Origin of the sequence: Hymenobacter cellulosivorans, from assembly GCF_022919135.1 — a bacterium.
GTDB lineage: Bacteria > Bacteroidota > Bacteroidia > Cytophagales > Hymenobacteraceae > Hymenobacter > Hymenobacter cellulosivorans.
In genome coordinates, this window is record NZ_CP095049.1 from 2,393,203 (window position 1) to 2,409,857 (window position 16,655).

At 60.0% G+C, this 16,655-nt stretch carries 15 protein-coding genes; 9 read left to right on the top strand and 6 right to left on the bottom strand.

The window, feature by feature from the left end; genetic code table 11:
• The first annotated feature begins 90 nt into the window (after window positions 1-90).
• From atpC to MUN80_RS10100, 3 genes are all read left to right on the top strand, one after another.
• Window positions 91-336, top strand: coding sequence for an ATP synthase F1 subunit epsilon (atpC, locus tag MUN80_RS10090; RefSeq protein ID WP_244723105.1), 246 nt, complete (start codon window positions 91-93; stop codon window positions 334-336).
• Between the two features lie 181 nt (window positions 337-517).
• On the top strand, window positions 518-1,639 hold the full coding sequence (locus tag MUN80_RS10095) for a trans-sulfuration enzyme family protein (RefSeq protein ID WP_244723108.1): 1,122 nt from the start codon (window positions 518-520) through the stop codon (window positions 1,637-1,639).
• Between the two features lie 231 nt (window positions 1,640-1,870).
• On the top strand, window positions 1,871-2,560 hold the full coding sequence (locus tag MUN80_RS10100) for a membrane-associated protein (RefSeq protein WP_244723111.1): 690 nt from the start codon (window positions 1,871-1,873) through the stop codon (window positions 2,558-2,560).
• A gap of 178 nt (window positions 2,561-2,738) precedes the next feature.
• On the opposite strand, the gene MUN80_RS10105 is transcribed toward MUN80_RS10100, so the two are convergent.
• The 3 genes from MUN80_RS10105 to MUN80_RS10115 are packed head-to-tail and all read right to left on the bottom strand — an operon-like array spanning window position 2,739 to window position 5,222.
• Entirely contained in the window at window positions 2,739-3,884 is a 1,146-nt protein-coding gene (locus tag MUN80_RS10105; protein ID WP_244723114.1) for a DegT/DnrJ/EryC1/StrS family aminotransferase, read from the bottom strand.
• Window positions 3,877-4,572 (bottom strand): acetyltransferase, encoded by a 696-nt coding sequence (locus MUN80_RS10110; RefSeq protein ID WP_244723158.1) that lies wholly within the window; start codon window positions 4,570-4,572, stop codon window positions 3,877-3,879. Before MUN80_RS10110 ends, MUN80_RS10105 begins: the two co-directional genes overlap by 8 nt.
• Complete coding sequence (locus MUN80_RS10115) at window positions 4,569-5,222, bottom strand: sugar transferase (RefSeq protein ID WP_244723161.1); 654 nt, start codon at window positions 5,220-5,222, stop codon at window positions 4,569-4,571. The genes MUN80_RS10110 and MUN80_RS10115 overlap by 4 nt, the downstream gene beginning before the upstream one ends.
• A 183-nt stretch (window positions 5,223-5,405) precedes the next feature.
• Here MUN80_RS10115 and ispE point away from each other — a divergent pair, with 183 nt between their 5' ends.
• From ispE to MUN80_RS10130, 3 genes are all read left to right on the top strand, one after another.
• Window positions 5,406-6,218: a 4-(cytidine 5'-diphospho)-2-C-methyl-D-erythritol kinase gene (gene ispE / locus MUN80_RS10120; RefSeq protein WP_244723164.1), complete on the top strand. Its 813-nt coding sequence runs from the start codon at window positions 5,406-5,408 to the stop codon at window positions 6,216-6,218.
• A gap of 106 nt (window positions 6,219-6,324) precedes the next feature.
• Window positions 6,325-7,770 carry a CapA family protein gene (locus MUN80_RS10125; protein WP_244723176.1) on the top strand — a complete coding sequence of 482 codons (1,446 nt, stop codon included), beginning with the start codon at window positions 6,325-6,327 and terminating at the stop codon, window positions 7,768-7,770.
• 13 nt (window positions 7,771-7,783) lie between these two features.
• On the top strand, window positions 7,784-10,318 hold the full coding sequence (locus MUN80_RS10130) for a DUF3160 domain-containing protein (protein ID WP_244723179.1): 2,535 nt from the start codon (window positions 7,784-7,786) through the stop codon (window positions 10,316-10,318).
• Window positions 10,319-10,394: 76 nt separating this feature from the next.
• Here MUN80_RS10130 and MUN80_RS10135 read toward each other — a convergent pair whose 3' ends face one another.
• The 3 genes from MUN80_RS10135 to tgt form a co-directional block, all read right to left on the bottom strand.
• A complete protein-coding gene (locus MUN80_RS10135) occupies window positions 10,395-11,327 on the bottom strand; it encodes a DMT family transporter (RefSeq protein ID WP_244723181.1) in 933 nt (310 codons plus the stop codon).
• A 114-nt stretch (window positions 11,328-11,441) separates the two neighbouring features.
• Window positions 11,442-12,518 carry an LptF/LptG family permease gene (locus MUN80_RS10140; protein WP_244723184.1) on the bottom strand — a complete coding sequence of 359 codons (1,077 nt, stop codon included), beginning with the start codon at window positions 12,516-12,518 and terminating at the stop codon, window positions 11,442-11,444.
• Between the two features lie 96 nt (window positions 12,519-12,614).
• On the bottom strand, window positions 12,615-13,745 hold the full coding sequence (gene tgt, locus MUN80_RS10145) for a tRNA guanosine(34) transglycosylase Tgt (protein ID WP_244723187.1): 1,131 nt from the start codon (window positions 13,743-13,745) through the stop codon (window positions 12,615-12,617).
• 188 nt (window positions 13,746-13,933) lie between these two features.
• Here tgt and MUN80_RS10150 point away from each other — a divergent pair, with 188 nt between their 5' ends.
• From MUN80_RS10150 to rsmG, 3 genes are all read left to right on the top strand, one after another.
• Window positions 13,934-15,064: a glycosyltransferase gene (locus MUN80_RS10150; RefSeq protein WP_244723189.1), complete on the top strand. Its 1,131-nt coding sequence runs from the start codon at window positions 13,934-13,936 to the stop codon at window positions 15,062-15,064.
• Complete coding sequence (locus tag MUN80_RS10155) at window positions 15,055-15,678, top strand: RNA polymerase sigma factor (protein ID WP_244677689.1); 624 nt, start codon at window positions 15,055-15,057, stop codon at window positions 15,676-15,678. Before MUN80_RS10150 ends, MUN80_RS10155 begins: the two co-directional genes overlap by 10 nt.
• Window positions 15,679-15,893: 215 nt before the next feature.
• Window positions 15,894-16,514 (top strand): 16S rRNA (guanine(527)-N(7))-methyltransferase RsmG, encoded by a 621-nt coding sequence (rsmG, locus tag MUN80_RS10160; protein WP_244723192.1) that lies wholly within the window; start codon window positions 15,894-15,896, stop codon window positions 16,512-16,514.
• The last annotated feature ends 141 nt before the right edge of the window (window positions 16,515-16,655 follow it).

Below are 16,655 nucleotides of genomic sequence, written 5' to 3' on the forward strand. Positions count from 1 at the left end.
GGGAATGTGCTGATGTGGGAAACGTGAAATACTCTTTCACACAACCCCCAGCACATTCATCACATTTCCACATTTCTCACATTAGAAACCATGCGTTTAGAAATCATCACGCCGGACCGGAAAGTATTTGAGGGCGACGTAGTGTCGGCGCAATTTCCGGGTATCGACGGGCTGTTTGAGGTCCTGAACAACCACGCCCCGTTGATCAGCGCCCTCAAGTCGGGCGACATCACGGTGACGGGTGCTGCCGGCCGCGAATCCTTCCGCATTGAAGGAGGCGTGGTGGAAGTGCTTCGCAACAACGTGATTGTGCTGGCCGAAGGCGTAGTAGCGTAAGCTGCTAACCGTTAAAAAATACGGAGGCCCCGCAGCTGGCAACAGGTGCGGGGCTTTTTTGTGTCTGCGACTTTGGTTGTAGCCGACGGCTGGGGCAAGCAAATTCGGGAAATGAAATGACGCCCAACGGCGCCTGGGGCCGTATCTTGCCGCTCCAATTACCTCTTTCCCGGCGTTGCCCATGAAAATTACCCCCAAAATCACCCCGATTTACCAGACGTCCGTCTTCAAGTTTGATGACCTCAACGAGCTGGAGCAATACTTTGGGGAGCCAGGCAGCCGGTATATGTACTCGCGCAACGGCAACCCCAACTCCGACGAGTTGGCGGCGGCCGTCAACAAGCTCGAAGGCGGGGTAGGAGCCATTGCCACTGGCTCGGGCATGGCGGCTATTTTCGCCGCTATTCTGGCCTACTGCCAGGCTGGTGACCATGTGTTGTGCGCGGCGGATATCTACGGGGGCTCTTCGTCCCTGCTAAACGCCGAGCTGAGCCGCATGGGTATCACGGTGACGTATGTGCCGTTTGAGCAGCTTTATACGCTGGATGAATTTGTGCAGCCTACGACGCGGCTACTACTGGCCGAAACCATCAGCAACCCGCTGCTGCGCGTGGCCGACCTGCAGAGCCTGGCCACCGAGTGCCACCGGCACGGGTTGAAGTTGGTAGTCGACAACACGTTTGCCTCGCCCATTATTACCCGGCCGTTGGAGCTGGGCGCCGATATTACGCTGCACAGCGTGACCAAGTACATTGCCGGGCACAGCGATGTGACGGCGGGCGTAGTGGTAACCAATGACGCGGAAACGGCGAACCGGCTCAAGCAAATCGGCATGTTCTATGGCCTTACGCTAAGCCCCATGGAAAGCTGGCTGGCCGTACGTGGCCTCAAAACCCTGCGGCTGCGCATGCGGGAACACAGCGCCAACGCCCTAGCCATTGCTAATTTCTTGGCAACTCACCCCAAGGTGCGGCAAGTAAACTATCCGGGCCTGGACGCCCACCCGCAGCATGCGCTGGCTCGGGAGCAGGGTGCCGGCCAGTTTGGGGGCATGATGTCGTTTTTGCTGGCTGATGAAGCTGAAGCCGTCAATGAGCTGATGCACCGCACCAAGCGGTTTCCCTTTGCGCCGTCCCTGGCCGGGGTCGACTCGTCCCTATCGTACCCGCTGGGCACCTCGCACCGCTACCTGACGACCGAGCAGCAGCAGGAGCTAGGTATTACGGTTGGGTTGGTGCGGCTCTCGGTCGGTATCGAGCCGCTGGAAGAGCTCCTGGCCGACCTGGCGCAGGCCCTGGATTAGAGGTGAAATCTGGCTGGATCGGCGGGTATTAGACTATTTATTAAGTCTGATTGATTTGGTGTATAGTACTGATGTTAAACGTTTTGTATTTAGTGTATAGATAAAGAAAAAGTCTGGCAAGAGCATTTTTTGCTGTTATGTTTGCTCGAAAGGTGTCGTATTTCGCAGTGGTACAACGGTGTACTGCTGGCTTGATCCGGCTTCCTTCCACGCTTTCCTATCCTGTTGCTCATGGCTTCTACTTCATCCCGCTTGCCGCTTCCGCTTAAGCTTATTGTCAGCGCCTTTTTGGCCGTGATGGTGCCAGTGTACTATCACAACTATGGCCCTACCAACTTTCTTTACTTCTGCGATATAGCCCTACTGCTCTGCTTTATCAGTCTCTGGACCGAGTCGGCGCTGCCGGCTTCTATGGCCGCGGTGGGTATTTTGTTGCCCCAGGCCTTCTGGTGCGCCGACTTTCTCGGTGAATTATTCGGCCTGCGGCTGGTCGGGATGACGAGCTACATGTTTGACCCCAACCGGTCGTTGTTTCTGCGCGGGCTGTCCTTCTTCCACGGCTGGCTGCCGTTTCTGCTACTGTTTCTGGTGAAGCGGCTGGGCTACGACCGGCGGGCCCTGTGGGCCTGGACGGGCTTGGGCTGGAGTCTGTGCCTGGTAGCGTACTTCCTGCTGCCCGCCGCCGGCACCGTCATGCCCGACCCGAAAATTCCGGTCAATATCAACTACGTCTTTGGTTTTGATGACGCTCACGCCCAAACCTGGCTGCCTGCCCCAGTATACCTAGTGTGCTGGATGACGGCGTTGCTGGTCGTGTTTTACCTGCCAACTCACTTAGTGTTGCGCAAAGTATTCGGTAGTCCCATGCAGCGCGTCCAAGGGCTCCGCACTTCCGAGGCCACAGGCCGCTTGGCTGCCTAAGCACGCATTTTGCCCGAAGCGTGGCGAAAGTAGCCCGTTGAAGGTAAGGCCCAGCAGGCTAAGGAATATACTATCCGCTTATGCTTTGTACCACATAAGCGGCTTTTTGTACGGCTTGTACTGGCGCCGGAACTTTATATACTAGCAGGAAGGTCTATGTGCTAAATCAGCGGGCAGATTATGGCAGTAGAATCTCTCGCAAGGCCCGAGCTACCCGTTGCAACTCTGTTTCCGTCATGGCCGAGCCGGAAGGTAGGCAGAGGCCGCGGGCAAACAGATCGGCGCTGACGGCCTGGCCGTAGCGCGGGGTTTGGGCGAAAAGCGGCTGTTGGTGCAGCGGCTTCCACAGCGGCCGGGACTCGATGTTGTGGGTTTCGAGGTGCTGGCGAACCTGCTCGGGCGTGCTGGTGGTATGCTTCGGGTCGAGGGTGACGGCGGTAAGCCACCGGTTGGAGCTGCCCAGCGCCGGCTCGGTGGGCCCAAACTGTAGGGCCGGCACGTCGCGCAGGTTCTTTTGGTACCAGGCGTAGATTTCCCGGCGGCTTTTCACCCGGCTGTCGATAAGCTCCATTTGCCCGCGGCCAATGCCGGCCAGGATGTTGCTGAGCCGGTAATTGTAGCCCACGGCGGAGTGCTGGTAGTAAGGAGCCGGGTCTTTGGCCTGCGTAGCCAAAAACCGGGTTTTCTCGGCCCAGGCAGCCTGGTTGGTAACCAAAGCCCCGCCGCCGCTGGTGGTGATAATCTTGTTGCCGTTGAACGAGAAAATGCCCACGTGACCGAATGTGCCGAGCCGGCGACCATCGAAGGTGGAGCCCAGAGCTTCGGCGGCGTCTTCCAGAACCGGAATATCGTGGGCCTCGGCTACGGCCAGCAGTTGGGAGAGCAGGGCCGGCATGCCGTAGAGGTGCACCAGAATCAGGGCTTTGGGCCTTTTACCCAGCCGAATCCGGTCTTCAATGGCCTCGCGCAGCCGGTCGGGGCACATATTCCAGGTTATCGGCTCACTATCCACGAATACCGGCGTAGCGCCCAGGTAGAGAATAGGGTTGGCGGTGGCCACAAACGTAAACGAAGGGCAGAGCACTTCGTCGCCGGGCCCGACGCCGAGCAGAAGCAAACCCAGATGAATAGCCGCCGTACCCGACGACAGCGCCACGCAGTGAGCGGCACCCGTGTACTGGCAAATGTCCTGCTCAAAGCCCGTGAGGTTGGGGCCGGCCGGAGCCACCCAATTGTCCTCAATGGCCTTGTGGACGTAGTTGAGCTCGTGACGGCCGAGGTGGGGTGGGGAAAGGAAAATTCGGTCGTAATTCTGGCTATGCATGCGTTTTAATAACGGTGGCGGGTACGCCCACGGCGGTGCAGCCGGCGGGCAGGTCGCGCACGGCTACAGCCCCGGCGCCTACAATAGTGCGGGCCCCGATACGGACCTGGTTGATAACGGTGGCATTGGTGCCTAAGTACACGCCCGTTTCCAGATAGGCCTCACCGCCTACGTTGGCGTGGGGCATCAGGGAGCAAAAGTCTTCGAGCACGGCATCGTGGCCGATGGTGCAGCCCAGGTTGAGCAGCACGTGGCGGCCCAGGCGAATGTCGGTGGTCAGGATGCAGCCCTGCCCGATGATACAGCCTTCGCCTACCTGAATATGCTGGTAAGGCTGGAGGGACACGGCCGGATGTACCAGGGTGGCAAAGCGGAGCAGGGGAGACGTAAGTTGCCCGACAATGGCTGCCCGGCTGCGTCCGTTGCCCACGGCAATAACGACCTGCAGCGCCTCGGTAGTAGCATTTAAAGCAGCCGTGTCGCCTAGGTAAGGCAGGCCGTGCAGGTCGGTTAGGGTGGGGCGACAGTCATCGTAGAAGCCCGTCAGCTCCCAGGTTGGGCGGACTTCGTTGATTTGCCGGGCCAGGACCAGAACCTCCCGGCCTAGTCCGCCGGCCCCGAAAATGGCCAGCTTGGGCAACGGGTTAGGCACAGGCTCAGAAGCAGAATGCGTAGCGAAATTTGTCATGCAACAGGTGGGGGAGAAGCGGGCGGCGAGCCAGTAAAGGCCTGGGTAGTAGCCTGACCGGGTGCCGAAATACCCTGGGCTTCGAGCACCCGCCGCGCTGTGAGCAGCAGAATGCGCAGGTCCAGGGCCAAGGACACATGGTCGACGTACCAGACGTCGAATTCAAACTTTTGTTCCCAGGATAGGTCATTGCGCCCATTCACCTGGGCCCAGCCCGTAATGCCGGGCTTGACCTCGTGACGCCTGGCCTGGCGGGGCGAATAAAGCGGCAAATACTGGGGCAGCAGGGGCCGGGGACCCACCAGGCTCAGTTCGCCGCGCACCACGTTCCAGAGCTGGGGCAACTCATCCACGGACGACGCGCGCAACCAGCGGCCCAGGCGGGTAAGACGCTCGGCATCGGGCAGCAGGTGGCCAGCCGCGTCGCGGGCCTCGGACATGGTCTGGAGCTTGTAGAGCGTGAACAGGGCCCCGTGGCGGCCGGGCCGAAGCTGACGGAACAGTACGGTACCGCGGTTTTGCAGCGCCAATAGCAGGGAAGCTCCGAGCAGCAGCGGCAGTGTGAGCAGCGCGGCGGGCACAGCCACAACCAAGTCAAGCACGCGCTTGCCCCAGCTTTGGTACCAGGATGCAGATTCGGAAACGGCCATACGCGCAACAAAAGCCCACGCCACAGGAAGCGGGCTAAGGGCAAAAATATGCTTTTTGTGCAGCGCAGGCCGTAGCTTGCGCCGTGCCCGGGTCCTGACGCGTTCAACTTCCGCTTCTGGTGGTTGAATCAGAGGCTGCCTGCGGTCCATTTTTTCTGCTTTCCGCCTCTGCCTGTTTTGCTTATGCTGGTTTTTCCCAACGCCAAACTCAACCTGGGGCTCTACGTCACCGAGCAGCGGCCCGATGGGTTTCGCAACCTGGAATCAGTCTTTATACCCCTGTCCTGGACCGACGCGCTGGAAGTGCTGCCCGCCGCTACCAATTCCCTTACGCTGTCGGGCATTCCGATTCCGGGCGACGCGGCTACTAACCTGTGCTGGCGGGCCTATGAGCTGCTACAAGCCGATTTTGACCTGCCTGCCGTGCAGATGCACCTGCACAAAGCCGTGCCCATCGGGGCGGGGCTGGGCGGCGGCTCTGGCGACGCAGCCTTTGCATTGCGCGCTTTGAAGGAGTTGTTTGCCTTGCCGCTCACCACTGGGCAGCTGCAGCAGTACGCCCGCCGCCTAGGCTCCGACTGCGCCTTTTTCGTAGAAAACAAGCCGGTGTTTGCCTATGAGAAAGGGGACGTGTTTGCGCCTATTTCGCTCGATTTGACCGGTATGGCCTGCCAGGTGGTGTACCCGAATCTGCACATCAGCACCGGCGAGGCGTATTCCCGGGTGGCTACCCGCCCGCCGCGCCACGATCTGCGCCAGAGCCTGGCCCAGCCCATGCCCACCTGGCGCGACACGGTAACCAATGATTTTGAAGACGCCCTAACGCCGCATTACCCGGTGCTGGGCGAGATAAAAGCCGCCTTGTATGCCGCCGGTGCCACCTACGCCAGTTTGTCGGGCTCGGGCTCGGCGGTGTACGGGCTATTTTCGGGCCTGGAAACCCCACCGTCGCTGCAGTGGCCGGGAGACTATCAGGTCTGGAGTGGCCGGCTGTAATGGGCAAGCATTGATGCCTCCCAAGCGGCGGCTACCGCTTTTCTGGCGACTACTGGCCCTCGCTAGTAGCCTGTGGGGAGCCGGGTGTGGCCCCGCCAAGCCGCCGTTGCGTATCAGCGTGGTGGGCGACGTGCTGCTGGACCGGGGCGTGCCGGCGGCCTTGCAGCGTGACAGTGCTGGTCTGCAACGCACAGCCCGTCGGCTCTGGGCGCACAGCCGCTACGTAATCGGTAATCTGGAATGCCCGTTGGCTACGACCGGGGTATCGGTGCAAAAGCAGTTTTCGTTTCGGGGCCAGCCTCAGTCGGCGCGGTGGTTGCGGCGTCTGGGGTTCACGCAGCTTTCGTTGGCCAACAACCACACCCTCGACCAGCAGCTAACCGGGTTACGCGCGACCAACGAGGCGCTGCGGCAAGCCGGGCTTACGGGGCTGGGTTTTGCCCCCGATTCGCTGACCGGCTGCCTGCCCACACTGCTCGGGCCCGACAGCAGCGCGGCCGTGTTTGCCTACTCGGCCCTGCATGTAAAAGCTAAGGGGCAGGGCTGCCTGTGCGGCCGGGATTTTGCGGCCCTCTGCGAGCGGGTGGCAGCTTACAAAACGCTGTTTCCCCGGCGGGCCGTCCTCGTGTACCTGCACTGGGGCACCGAGTACTCCTTTGCGCCGGAGCCCGAGCAGCGGCAGCAGGCCCGCACACTTATCGACTGCGGAGCCGCGGCCGTGGTGGGGGCGCATCCGCACGTGGTGCAGGCGGCCGAGTTCTACCGGGGGCATCCCATTCTCTATAGCCTGGGCAACTTCCTCTTTGATCAGCAGGGCCGCGGTGCCGACCTGGCCGTGCAAGCCGATTTTGACGTGCAAGATGGGCAGGTCATAGCCACCTGGATTCGGCCGCTGCGCCTGCGAGGAGCCGTGCCCCGGCCCGCCGACAAAGCTGCGCAGGCTATCCTTGCTGCCCGGCTGCAAGGTGCCTCCTCCGCACCCCGGCTGGTACCCGACCCGGCTGCCGGAGGCTGGCAGCTGCTGCCGAATGTGCCGGCTCCTATAGCTGATACGACGGCCGCGTATGTTGCCCGCCAACTGGTGTTACCGGGCGCTGGCGCGACCGTGCGGCTGCGCTACCGGCCCCAGGCCCGGGAATATCAGGTGCAGACCAGCGTCGGGGCCGCCACCACGCGGCTGGATCTGGGGTTTCCGCTGTACCGCTTCACCCTGGGCGACGTGGATAACGATGGACAAGCTGATTTGCTGGTGGGTCCTATCAAAACTACCCGCTTCGATTCCACGGTGCGTCGCCGCTTGTTTGTGTACCGGCTACAGGACGGCCGCTGGACGCCCCGCTGGCTGGGTTCCCGCGTCGTGCACCGGCTGCTGTACTTCCGGCCGGCACGGGATGCGGCAGGCCGCACGGTTGTGCTTACCTTGGAGCAGACGCCCGCTAAGCAGTACTGCGTGGGGCGCTACTATTGGCAGGGGTTTGGGCTGACGCTCGACCAGTTTACGCAGCAAAGCGCCTCGCTCGATGAGGCGTATCTTCACTTTATTCAACCCTAATACGGGGCGGTGTATGAATCGGACTATTCTACTTAGTATAGTGGCCGCCGTACTGGTGGCCGTGGGAGCCGGGCTGTTTTTCTGGCTCCGGCCCACAACGACGCCGCCGACCACGGCACCGGCGGCTGTTGCCCAGCCTACTTCCTCCGTGCCCGAGCTTTCGGCTACGGTACACGATAATGGCTTTGGCGAGAAGGTGGCCGTACTGCCTGCCGCCGATAAGAAACTCCTTGCCAGCTACTATCAGCGGCCCTACATCAAGGAATATTATGAGGCCGCCAAGACTGTATTACCGGCTTTCGACTACCAGCAAAGTCTGGCTGGCAAGTCCTACCTCGACCTGCTGTTGCTGCGCAACACGGTGTATGCTCGCAACGGCTACTGTTTTCTGAACGTCACGGCCCGGCGGTATTTCGACAAGCAGAAATGGTACCGGCCGGTATGGAGCGAGGAAATCGTTGACAGCACCGGCCAGGTTTTGCAGCCCGCCGATTCGGTGATGCAGGTGCCGCTGAACCCGCAGGAGCTGGCGTTTGTGCAGCGGGTGCACGCCCGGGAAGTAGAGCTGCTCAAGCAGCGCGAAACCCCGCAGAACGGCTACGCTATGGTGGGTTTCGACTACGTGACCAACCAGCGGGACTTCCCCGTGACGCCGCCCATGCGGGCCGTGCTCAACCGCAACAACTTCGTGCTGGTGCCCACCAGCGAAGAGCAGCTCTTCTTTATCTACGACCAGAACCAGTACGATTTAACGCCCAACTTCATCACCACCGACCTGGTGCTCCAGCTGCTGCACAAATACCTGAACGGCATCCTGAGCGACGTGGAAGAGCAGCGCCTGGGACCGGTGGTAGCCACCATGCTGGGGCAGGGAGCAAGCCAGGCCCAACGGCTGAGCCAACGCGCCCAGCAGCCCCTAGCCCGCGACGCGGCCGAGTGGGCCGGGGCGTATTACAGTGTGGGTCAGGCTTTGCTGACCGGGGCACTGGTACCAGGAGGTAGAGCTTACACAGCTGCCGCCGAACGGGAAGTGGCTATGTGTACCACCGCGGAAGGCCGTAGCTCGGTGCTGCTGCAGGATTCCTTGTTCGACTACGCCGTATGTAAGCCCCGGGGCATGTACACCCGCAACGACACCACCCGCCGCTACTTCCGAACCGTGAAATGGCTGAACTCGGCGCCCGTGTTTCTGGATTCCGATGCTGGTGTGCTGCGCGCCGTGGCTCTGGCCCAGGCCCTGGCCGGCACCCCCGCCGGGCAGCGGAGCTTCGAAACCCTGACTCAGGTGCTGGATGTGCTGGTCGGTGACGAAGACAACCGCTCGTTGACCCACTTGCTGCGCCTGCTCAAAACCCGCTACCCCGGCCAGTCGCTCGACCAGCTGGCCAACCCTGCAACCCTGGCCGCCATCCGCCAGCAGCTCGTGGCCGCCGGCACCGACCGGATTCGGGTGAAAGGGGCCTCGGCTAAGGCCAGAGAAGCCGTGGAGCGTCCCAAGCTGCTCTTTACGGCCGGCCGCTACACCTTCGACGGGGAAATTTTGTCGCGCCTGACCAACGTGCTGCGGCCCAAAGCCGGACAGGAGCCTCCGCGGCCGTTTCCCAAGGGCCTCGACGTATTCGCCACCTTTGGCAACTCCACAGCCCAGGATATTTTGCTGAAGCAGTATCGCGAAGCTGCCCGCTGGCCTGCCTATCCTGATACGCTGCGGGCCTTGCAGCGGCAGTTTGCCGGGTTCAAGAGCTGGGACCAGAACCTCTACACCAAGACCATGCAGATGCTGCTGGCCCTGAATAAGCCCGTGCCCACCCAGCCGTTGCCGCTGTTTGCCCGCACGCCGGCCTGGCAGAAACGCAACCTGAGTACTGCCCTGGGTGGCTGGGCTGAGCTCAAGCACGACCTGCTGCTGTATACCGAGCAGCCCATGGGTGCTGAGGCCGGTGGGGGAGAAGGGGGGCCGCCACCACCGCGTCACTTGAGCTACGTGGAGCCCAACCTGCCCTTCTGGGAGGCCGCCCTGGGCCTGCTAACCCAGCAGGACCGGAGCCTAACCCGCCTGCGCGCCAACACCGAGCACCTGGCCGGCCTGAACAAGGAGCTACGTGAGTTGATAATCCGCCTGCGCGACATTTCCCGCAAGGAGCTCCGCCATGAGCGGCTGACGGATGACGAAATGGTCAAGCTGACCTGGATTGGCGGGGAAATAGAAAGCCTGACCTTCCGCATCCTCAAAACCCAGCAGCTGCCCGACCGGGAGCGGCACCTGGGATTGGTGGCTGACGTGTATAGCTTCAACCAAACCGTGCTGGAAGAGGCCGTCGGCGCTGTCGACGCCATTTATGTAGTAGTCGACATCGAAGGTGCGCCGGTGCTGGCCCGGGGCGGGGTGTTCAGCTACTACGAGTTTACCAGCCCCCAGCGCCTAACCGACGAGGAGTGGCGTGAGCAACTCGGCCGACGGGCACCGGCCCGGCCAGTGTGGCTTCAGGAGTTTATTGTGCCCGTAAAAGCACTAACGAGTTTAGAGAGCAGCCGCCAGGACGAATAGAGCAGAGCTTGAACTAAAACCAACCGGGCCCCAATCATCCGCATGATTGGGGCCCGGTTGAGCAAGGTAGAGGGTGCTACGGATTCGTCACGACTACCTCTTCCGGCACGGGCTCGTGCCGGCGGCGGGCCCGGCGCTGGTTCCATTGGTCGAGCACGGGGTGAATAAGCACGCTGAAGAGAATGACCAGCGTGCCCAGGTAAAAGCCGGTCGACATTTTTTCCTGGGTTCCAAAAATCAGCACGGCCAGCACGATGCCGTACACGGGCTCCAGGTTTATCGTCAGGTTGATGACAAAAGCCGACAGCCGCTTCATCAGCTCCACCGACGAGGAAAAAGCATACACCGTGCACACGCCGGCCAGCAGCAGCAGCCAAAGCCAGTCGAGGGGTTTGAGGGCGAGCTGCAGGCCCGCGCCCTGGGTGTAGTAGCGCGAATAAATCGGGAAGAACAGCACGATGCTCAGGCAGGCCCCGGCCATTTCATAAAACGTGAGCTTAATGGGCGAATACCGCTTGACGAGCTTTACATTCAGCACGCTAAACAGCGCCGAAATTCCGGCCGAAATAATAGCCACGCCCAGCCCCAGCAGCTGATCCAGCTCGGCCTGCGACACCAGGTAAAGCCCTACCATGGTAAGCAGGCCCAGTCCGACTTCATACGCCCGCACCCGCCGCCACAGCAGCAGGGGCTCCAAGAGCGACGTCCACAGCGCCAGCGTAGCCAGGCCGGCCAGGCATACGCTCACCGACGACAGCCGTGCGGCCAGAAAAAAAGTAATCCAGTGCACGGCCACCAACGCGCCCACAGCCAGCAGCCGAGCCGCATCGGCCAGCGGCACGCGCCAGTCCTGCCGGCGCACGGTCAGCAGCACGCCCAGGCCCGCCGAAGCCAGCAATGTGCGCCAGAATACCAGCTCCACCGGCGGCACCGAAATCAGCTTGCCCAAAATAGCCGTGAAGCCCCACAGCAGGACAATAAAGTGCAAACGCAGGTAGTCTTTGAGCATAGAGTGAATGAGTAAGTGGGTGAACGAGTGAAGTGAATGTTCGACTTGCGCTAGTGGCACCGTTTGGGCAGCCAGCATAACAACCCACTCATTCACTCATTCACCATCTCACCGTTATTGCGGAACGAAACGGTATAGGGCCAGGCCAATGCCGGTGAAGATGATGCTGGGCACCCAGGCGGCCAGCATGGGGTTCATGTCGCCAACCTGGGCCAGGTTGCGGCTCAGAATCACGAAAATCAGAAAGACGAAGGCCAGCACAAAGCCCAGCGCAATCTGCCCGCCCACCCCGGCCCGCGACTTGCGCGCACTCAGAATGACGCCGATGGTAGTTAGGATGAAAATGGCGTAGGGATAGGCGTACCGCTCGTATTTCTCGCTTAAGTACACCTGCGTGTCGTCGGCGCCCCGGTCAATCTTCTGCTGAATGTAGGCGTTGAGCTCGGGCAAGGTCAGGGTTTCCGACAGGCGCCAAGTGCTGGCAAAGTCCTTGGGATACAAGTTCAGCGTCGTGTCGCGGGCAGGCAACGAGAGGAGCTTTTCCTGCTGGCCGTTGAAAGTGCGCACCAGCTGCGGGGTGAGCCTCCAGGCCCGGCGCGTCGAGTCCCAGGTAATGGCGTCGGCAGTCATACGGCGCTTAAGCGTGGTTCCGTCGATGGTTTCCAGCGCAAACCGGTAGCCCACATTGTTCACGTTGTCGTAGCTCTCCATATACACGTAGGCCTTGGGCCCGATCTTGATATGGATGTTGCGCGCGTCGTAGCGGTAAGGGTTTTTGATATACTTTTTCTCGAAGGCTACCCGGGTTTTGTTGGCCATTGGGATGCCCCAGCCGATGAGGCCGAAGGTGATGACGCCAATGACGAAAGCACCCATCCAGTAGGGCACCAGCAGCCTTGGAAAACTCACCCCACTGGCCAGAATAGCCACAATTTCGGTACGCGCTGCCAGCCGGGCCGTCACGAAAACCACCGCTATGAACACCGTAATAGGGGAGAGCAGGTTGGCGTAGTACGGAAACAGGTTGATGTAGTACTCCGAAATAATCTTGCCCGCCGACAGGTTGTGCTGGATAAAGTCGTCGTTTTTCTCCGTGAAGTCAATCACGCAGATAACGCTCACCAGCACCACTACCACGAAGAAAAACGAGGTCAGGAATTTTAGCAGTATGTACTTATCGAGGAGCTTCACGTAAGAAGTTTTGTTGTTAGTTGCTCGTTGTCAGTTGTTAGGTCGTTGTCGTTGTTCATTCCTCCCAACTGACAACGAGCAACTAACAACTAATGCTTACAGCCGGGTCATGACCTGCTTTACCATCTTGTCTTTCCAGTCGCGGAAAGTGCCGGCAATGATTTGCTCCCGGGCCTGCTGCACCAGCCAGAGGTAGAACGACAGGTTGTGAATCGAGGCAATCTGCGGGCCCAGCATTTCCTGGCTCTGAAACAAGTGCCGAACGTAGGAGCGGGAGTAAAACGTACTCACGTAGCCGCCTAATTCCTGGTCCAGGGGCTCGAAGTCCAGCTGCCACTTCTTGTTGGTGATATTGATGATGCCTTGCGTAGTAAACAGCATGCCGTTGCGGGCGTTGCGGGTCGGCATCACGCAGTCGAACATATCCACACCCAAAGCAATGTTTTCCAGGATGTTGGCCGGCGTGCCCACGCCCATCAGGTAGCGGGGCTTGTCCTGGGGCAGAATGTCGCAGACCAGCTCGGTCATTTCGTACATCATTTCGGCCGGTTCGCCCACGCTCAGACCGCCAATGGCGTTACCCTCGCGCCCCTGCTCGGCAATAAACTCGGCCGACTTGATGCGCAAATCCTTGAAGGTCGAGCCCTGCACAATCGGGAACAAGGTCTGCTCGTAGCCGTAATGGCCCTCGGTGCTGTCGAACCGCTCGATGCAGCGCTTGAGCCAGCGGTGGGTCATGTCCAGGGAGCGGGCGGCGTAGTCGTACTCGCAGGGCCAAGGCGTGCACTCGTCGAAGGCCATCATGATGTCGGCCCCAATGGTGCGCTGGATGTCCATCACACCTTCGGGCGAAAACAAGTGCTGGGAGCCGTCGATGTGGGAGCGGAATTTCACGCCCTCCTCCTTGATTTTGCGCGTGCCGCTGAGCGAGTACACCTGGTAGCCACCCGAGTCGGTCAGAATGGGCCGGTCCCAGCCGTTGAACTTGTGCAAGCCCCCGGCGGCACGCAGCACGTCGAGGCCCGGCCGCAGATAAAGGTGGTAAGTATTACCCAGGATAATCTGGGCCTTGATATCGTCTTTCAGGTCGCGCTGCTGCACGGCTTTTACCGTGCCGGCCGTGCCGACAGGCATAAAAATGGGCGTCTGGATGGCGCCGTGGGCCGTATGCACCACCCCGGCGCGGGCTTTGGATTGGGGGTCGTGGGCTACTAAATCGAAGGTCATGCTGGGAAGTCAGTTTCACGCAGGGTTTCGCGGTGGCAGGCGCAGGGTTTGGCAGTGGTCTGTCGAACGACCCTGCGAAATCCTGCGAAATTCACCTCAAGCGCCGGCGGGAAAGTCGTAAAGAACTACAAAGGTACTCGCCCCATCCCGAATGCCTACTTTTGCAACCCGATTCAACACTTTCCGCTTTGTCCCTGCCTTTTTCTCCGGCCATCTGGCTGCTGCTGGCCTCAGTGCTGGTGCAGCTAGGCTACGCGGCCTATTACTTTCTGCCCTTTGCCCTGCGGCCCGAAACGGCGGCGCCCACCGCCGCGCAGGCCGACGCGGAACCGGTTTCCATTCTGGTTTGTGCCCACAACGAGCTGGAAAACCTGCGCCGCCTCCTGCCCTTGCTACTGCAGCAGGATTACCCGGCCGGCTTCGAAATAATTCTGATCGACGACCGCAGCGGCGACGACACTTACCTGTACGTGCAGCAGCTCACCCAATACTACCCCAACGTGCGCCTGGTCACCGTAGACAAGACGCCGGAGGGCTTGTCGCCGAAAAAATATGCCTTGACGCTCGGAATAAAAGTAGCCCGCTACCCGCGCCTGCTTTTCACCGACGCCGATTGTATTCCGGCTACTAATCAGTGGGTTCGATTGATGCAGCGCGGCTTTAGCCGGCCGGCCGAGGTTATTCTGGGCTATTCGGCCTACGCCGAGGCGCCCGGATTTTTAAATAAACTCGTCCGTTTTGAAACCCTGCTCACCGGAGCACAGTATCTGTCCTTCGCGTGGCGGGGACATCCCTACATGGGCGTAGGCCGAAACTTGGCTTACACGCAGCAGTGCTTCCGCGCAACCAAAGGCTTTGCTTCCCACATCCGCAGCCTCGGCGGCGACGACGATCTGTTCGTGCAGGACGCCGTGCGGCAGCAGCAGCGGGTGGTGGTCGAGGCCGAGCCAGCGGCGCATACGCTCAGCGAACCAGCCTCTACCTGGCCCGTGTGGTGGCGGCAAAAGCGGCGGCATTTGTCGGCCGGCAAGCGCTACCGGCTCGCCGATAGACTACGAATTGGAAACTTTATTGGCACTAATCTGCTTTTTTATTTCACGACGTTGGTGCTGCTGTTTTCCCGACCCGATTGGGTACCTTTGACGGCCTTGTGGGGTATTCGTACTTCGGTCATATGTGTCTCATATGCAAAGCTCGGCCAACGGCTCGATGACCGGCTGCCCGTAGCGTTGCTGCCCGTCCTCGACGCTGTTTATTTTTTTTACTATCTAGCTCTGGGAATTTCGCTGTTCCTCTACCGTAACCTCCGATGGAAGTAAACAATCAGGAAATCCAAAAGCAGTTTTCTGCCAAGGCCAAGCACGACTTCAAGCTCATTCGCGCCGCCGTGGAGCAGGCCGATGAGAAAGCCTACGCCGAGCTGATGCAGATCTACAAGAAGCCGGTGTACCACGTGGTGCTCAAAATGGTGCGCAACCCCGACGACGCCGAGGATTTGACCATCGAAGCCTTCGCCAAAGCCTTCCGTAACCTGCACAAGTTCAACCCCGAGTACGCCTTTAGTACCTGGTTGTTCCGCATTGCCACCAACAACTGCATCGATTTTATTCGCAAGAATAAAATCAAGACGATGTCGATTGATTCAGCCATCAAAATTGACAACGGCGACGAAATTACCATCGACTTCCGCGACCAGAACCTGAACCCGCAGGAATCGGCCATCAAAAATCAGAAAATCGAAATCATGCAGCACGTCGTCTCGCGGCTGCCCGATAAGTACCAGCGCCTCGTGACCCTGCGCTACTTCGATGAGCTGAGCTACGAGGAAATTGCCACCGAGCTCAAAGCCCCGCTTGGCACCGTGAAAGCCCAGCTGCACCGTGCCCGGGAGTTGCTCTATGACATGGTAAAAAACAAGAAGCACATCATCTAAGCACAAAAAAGCCCCGCCGCAAGTCGGGGCTTTTTTGTGCTTGATTTTACCAAGAGTACGTCATTCCGAGCTTGCCGAAGAATCTCGCGTGCTGACGTTTGATTACTAACTCAACGGTGCCACGCGGGATGCCTCACTTTGTTGTTCGACATGACGCTCTTTTCTAGGAGGCTACTTTTCTCCCCCTACCGCCTTGCCTCACTATCTTTGCCCCAATGGATATTCTGGCCCGCTACTTCCCCGACCTCACCGACCAACAAAAACGCCACTTTGCCCAGCTCGAAACCGAGTTCCGGAGCTGGAATGAGCGCCTCAACCTAGTAGCCCGCACCGACGTGGACAACCTCGCCGAGCGCCACTTCCTACACTCCTTGGGCATCGCCAAAGTGGTGCAGTTTCCGGCCGGTACCTCGGTGCTCGACGTGGGCACGGGCGGCGGTTTGCCGGGCTTGCCACTGGCTATTCTGTTTCCGGAGGTGAAGTTTCACCTCGTCGACAGCATCGGTAAGAAAATCCGAGCGGTGCAGGAAATGGCCCACGCCCTGGGCTTGCACAACCTCACCGCCGAGCAGACCCGCGCCGAGCAGGTACGTGCCAAGTACGACTACGTGGTCAGCCGCGCCGTGGCCCGCCTGGCCACTTTCCACCCCTGGATTGCCCACCGCTATAAGTCGCAGGGCGATGCTACGACCGGCCTTTACTACCTGAAAGGCGGCGACCTGACCGAGGAAATCGAAGAATCTGGTCTCGTCGCCCACGTTCACAACCTGAGCGACTATTTTCAGGAAGAGTTTTTCGAAACCAAAAAAGTAGTGTTCGTGCCCACGACTTCTTAATGTGCGCATGTGGGGGAATGTGCTGATGTGCTAATGCCCAAGCCGTGTCATGGCGAGGCGCAGCCGTGACCATCCGTCCTCTGCTGGTGACAAGCGGCCCTTTACCAGAAAGCCCCTTCCTACACGCCGTAGAAAGGGGCT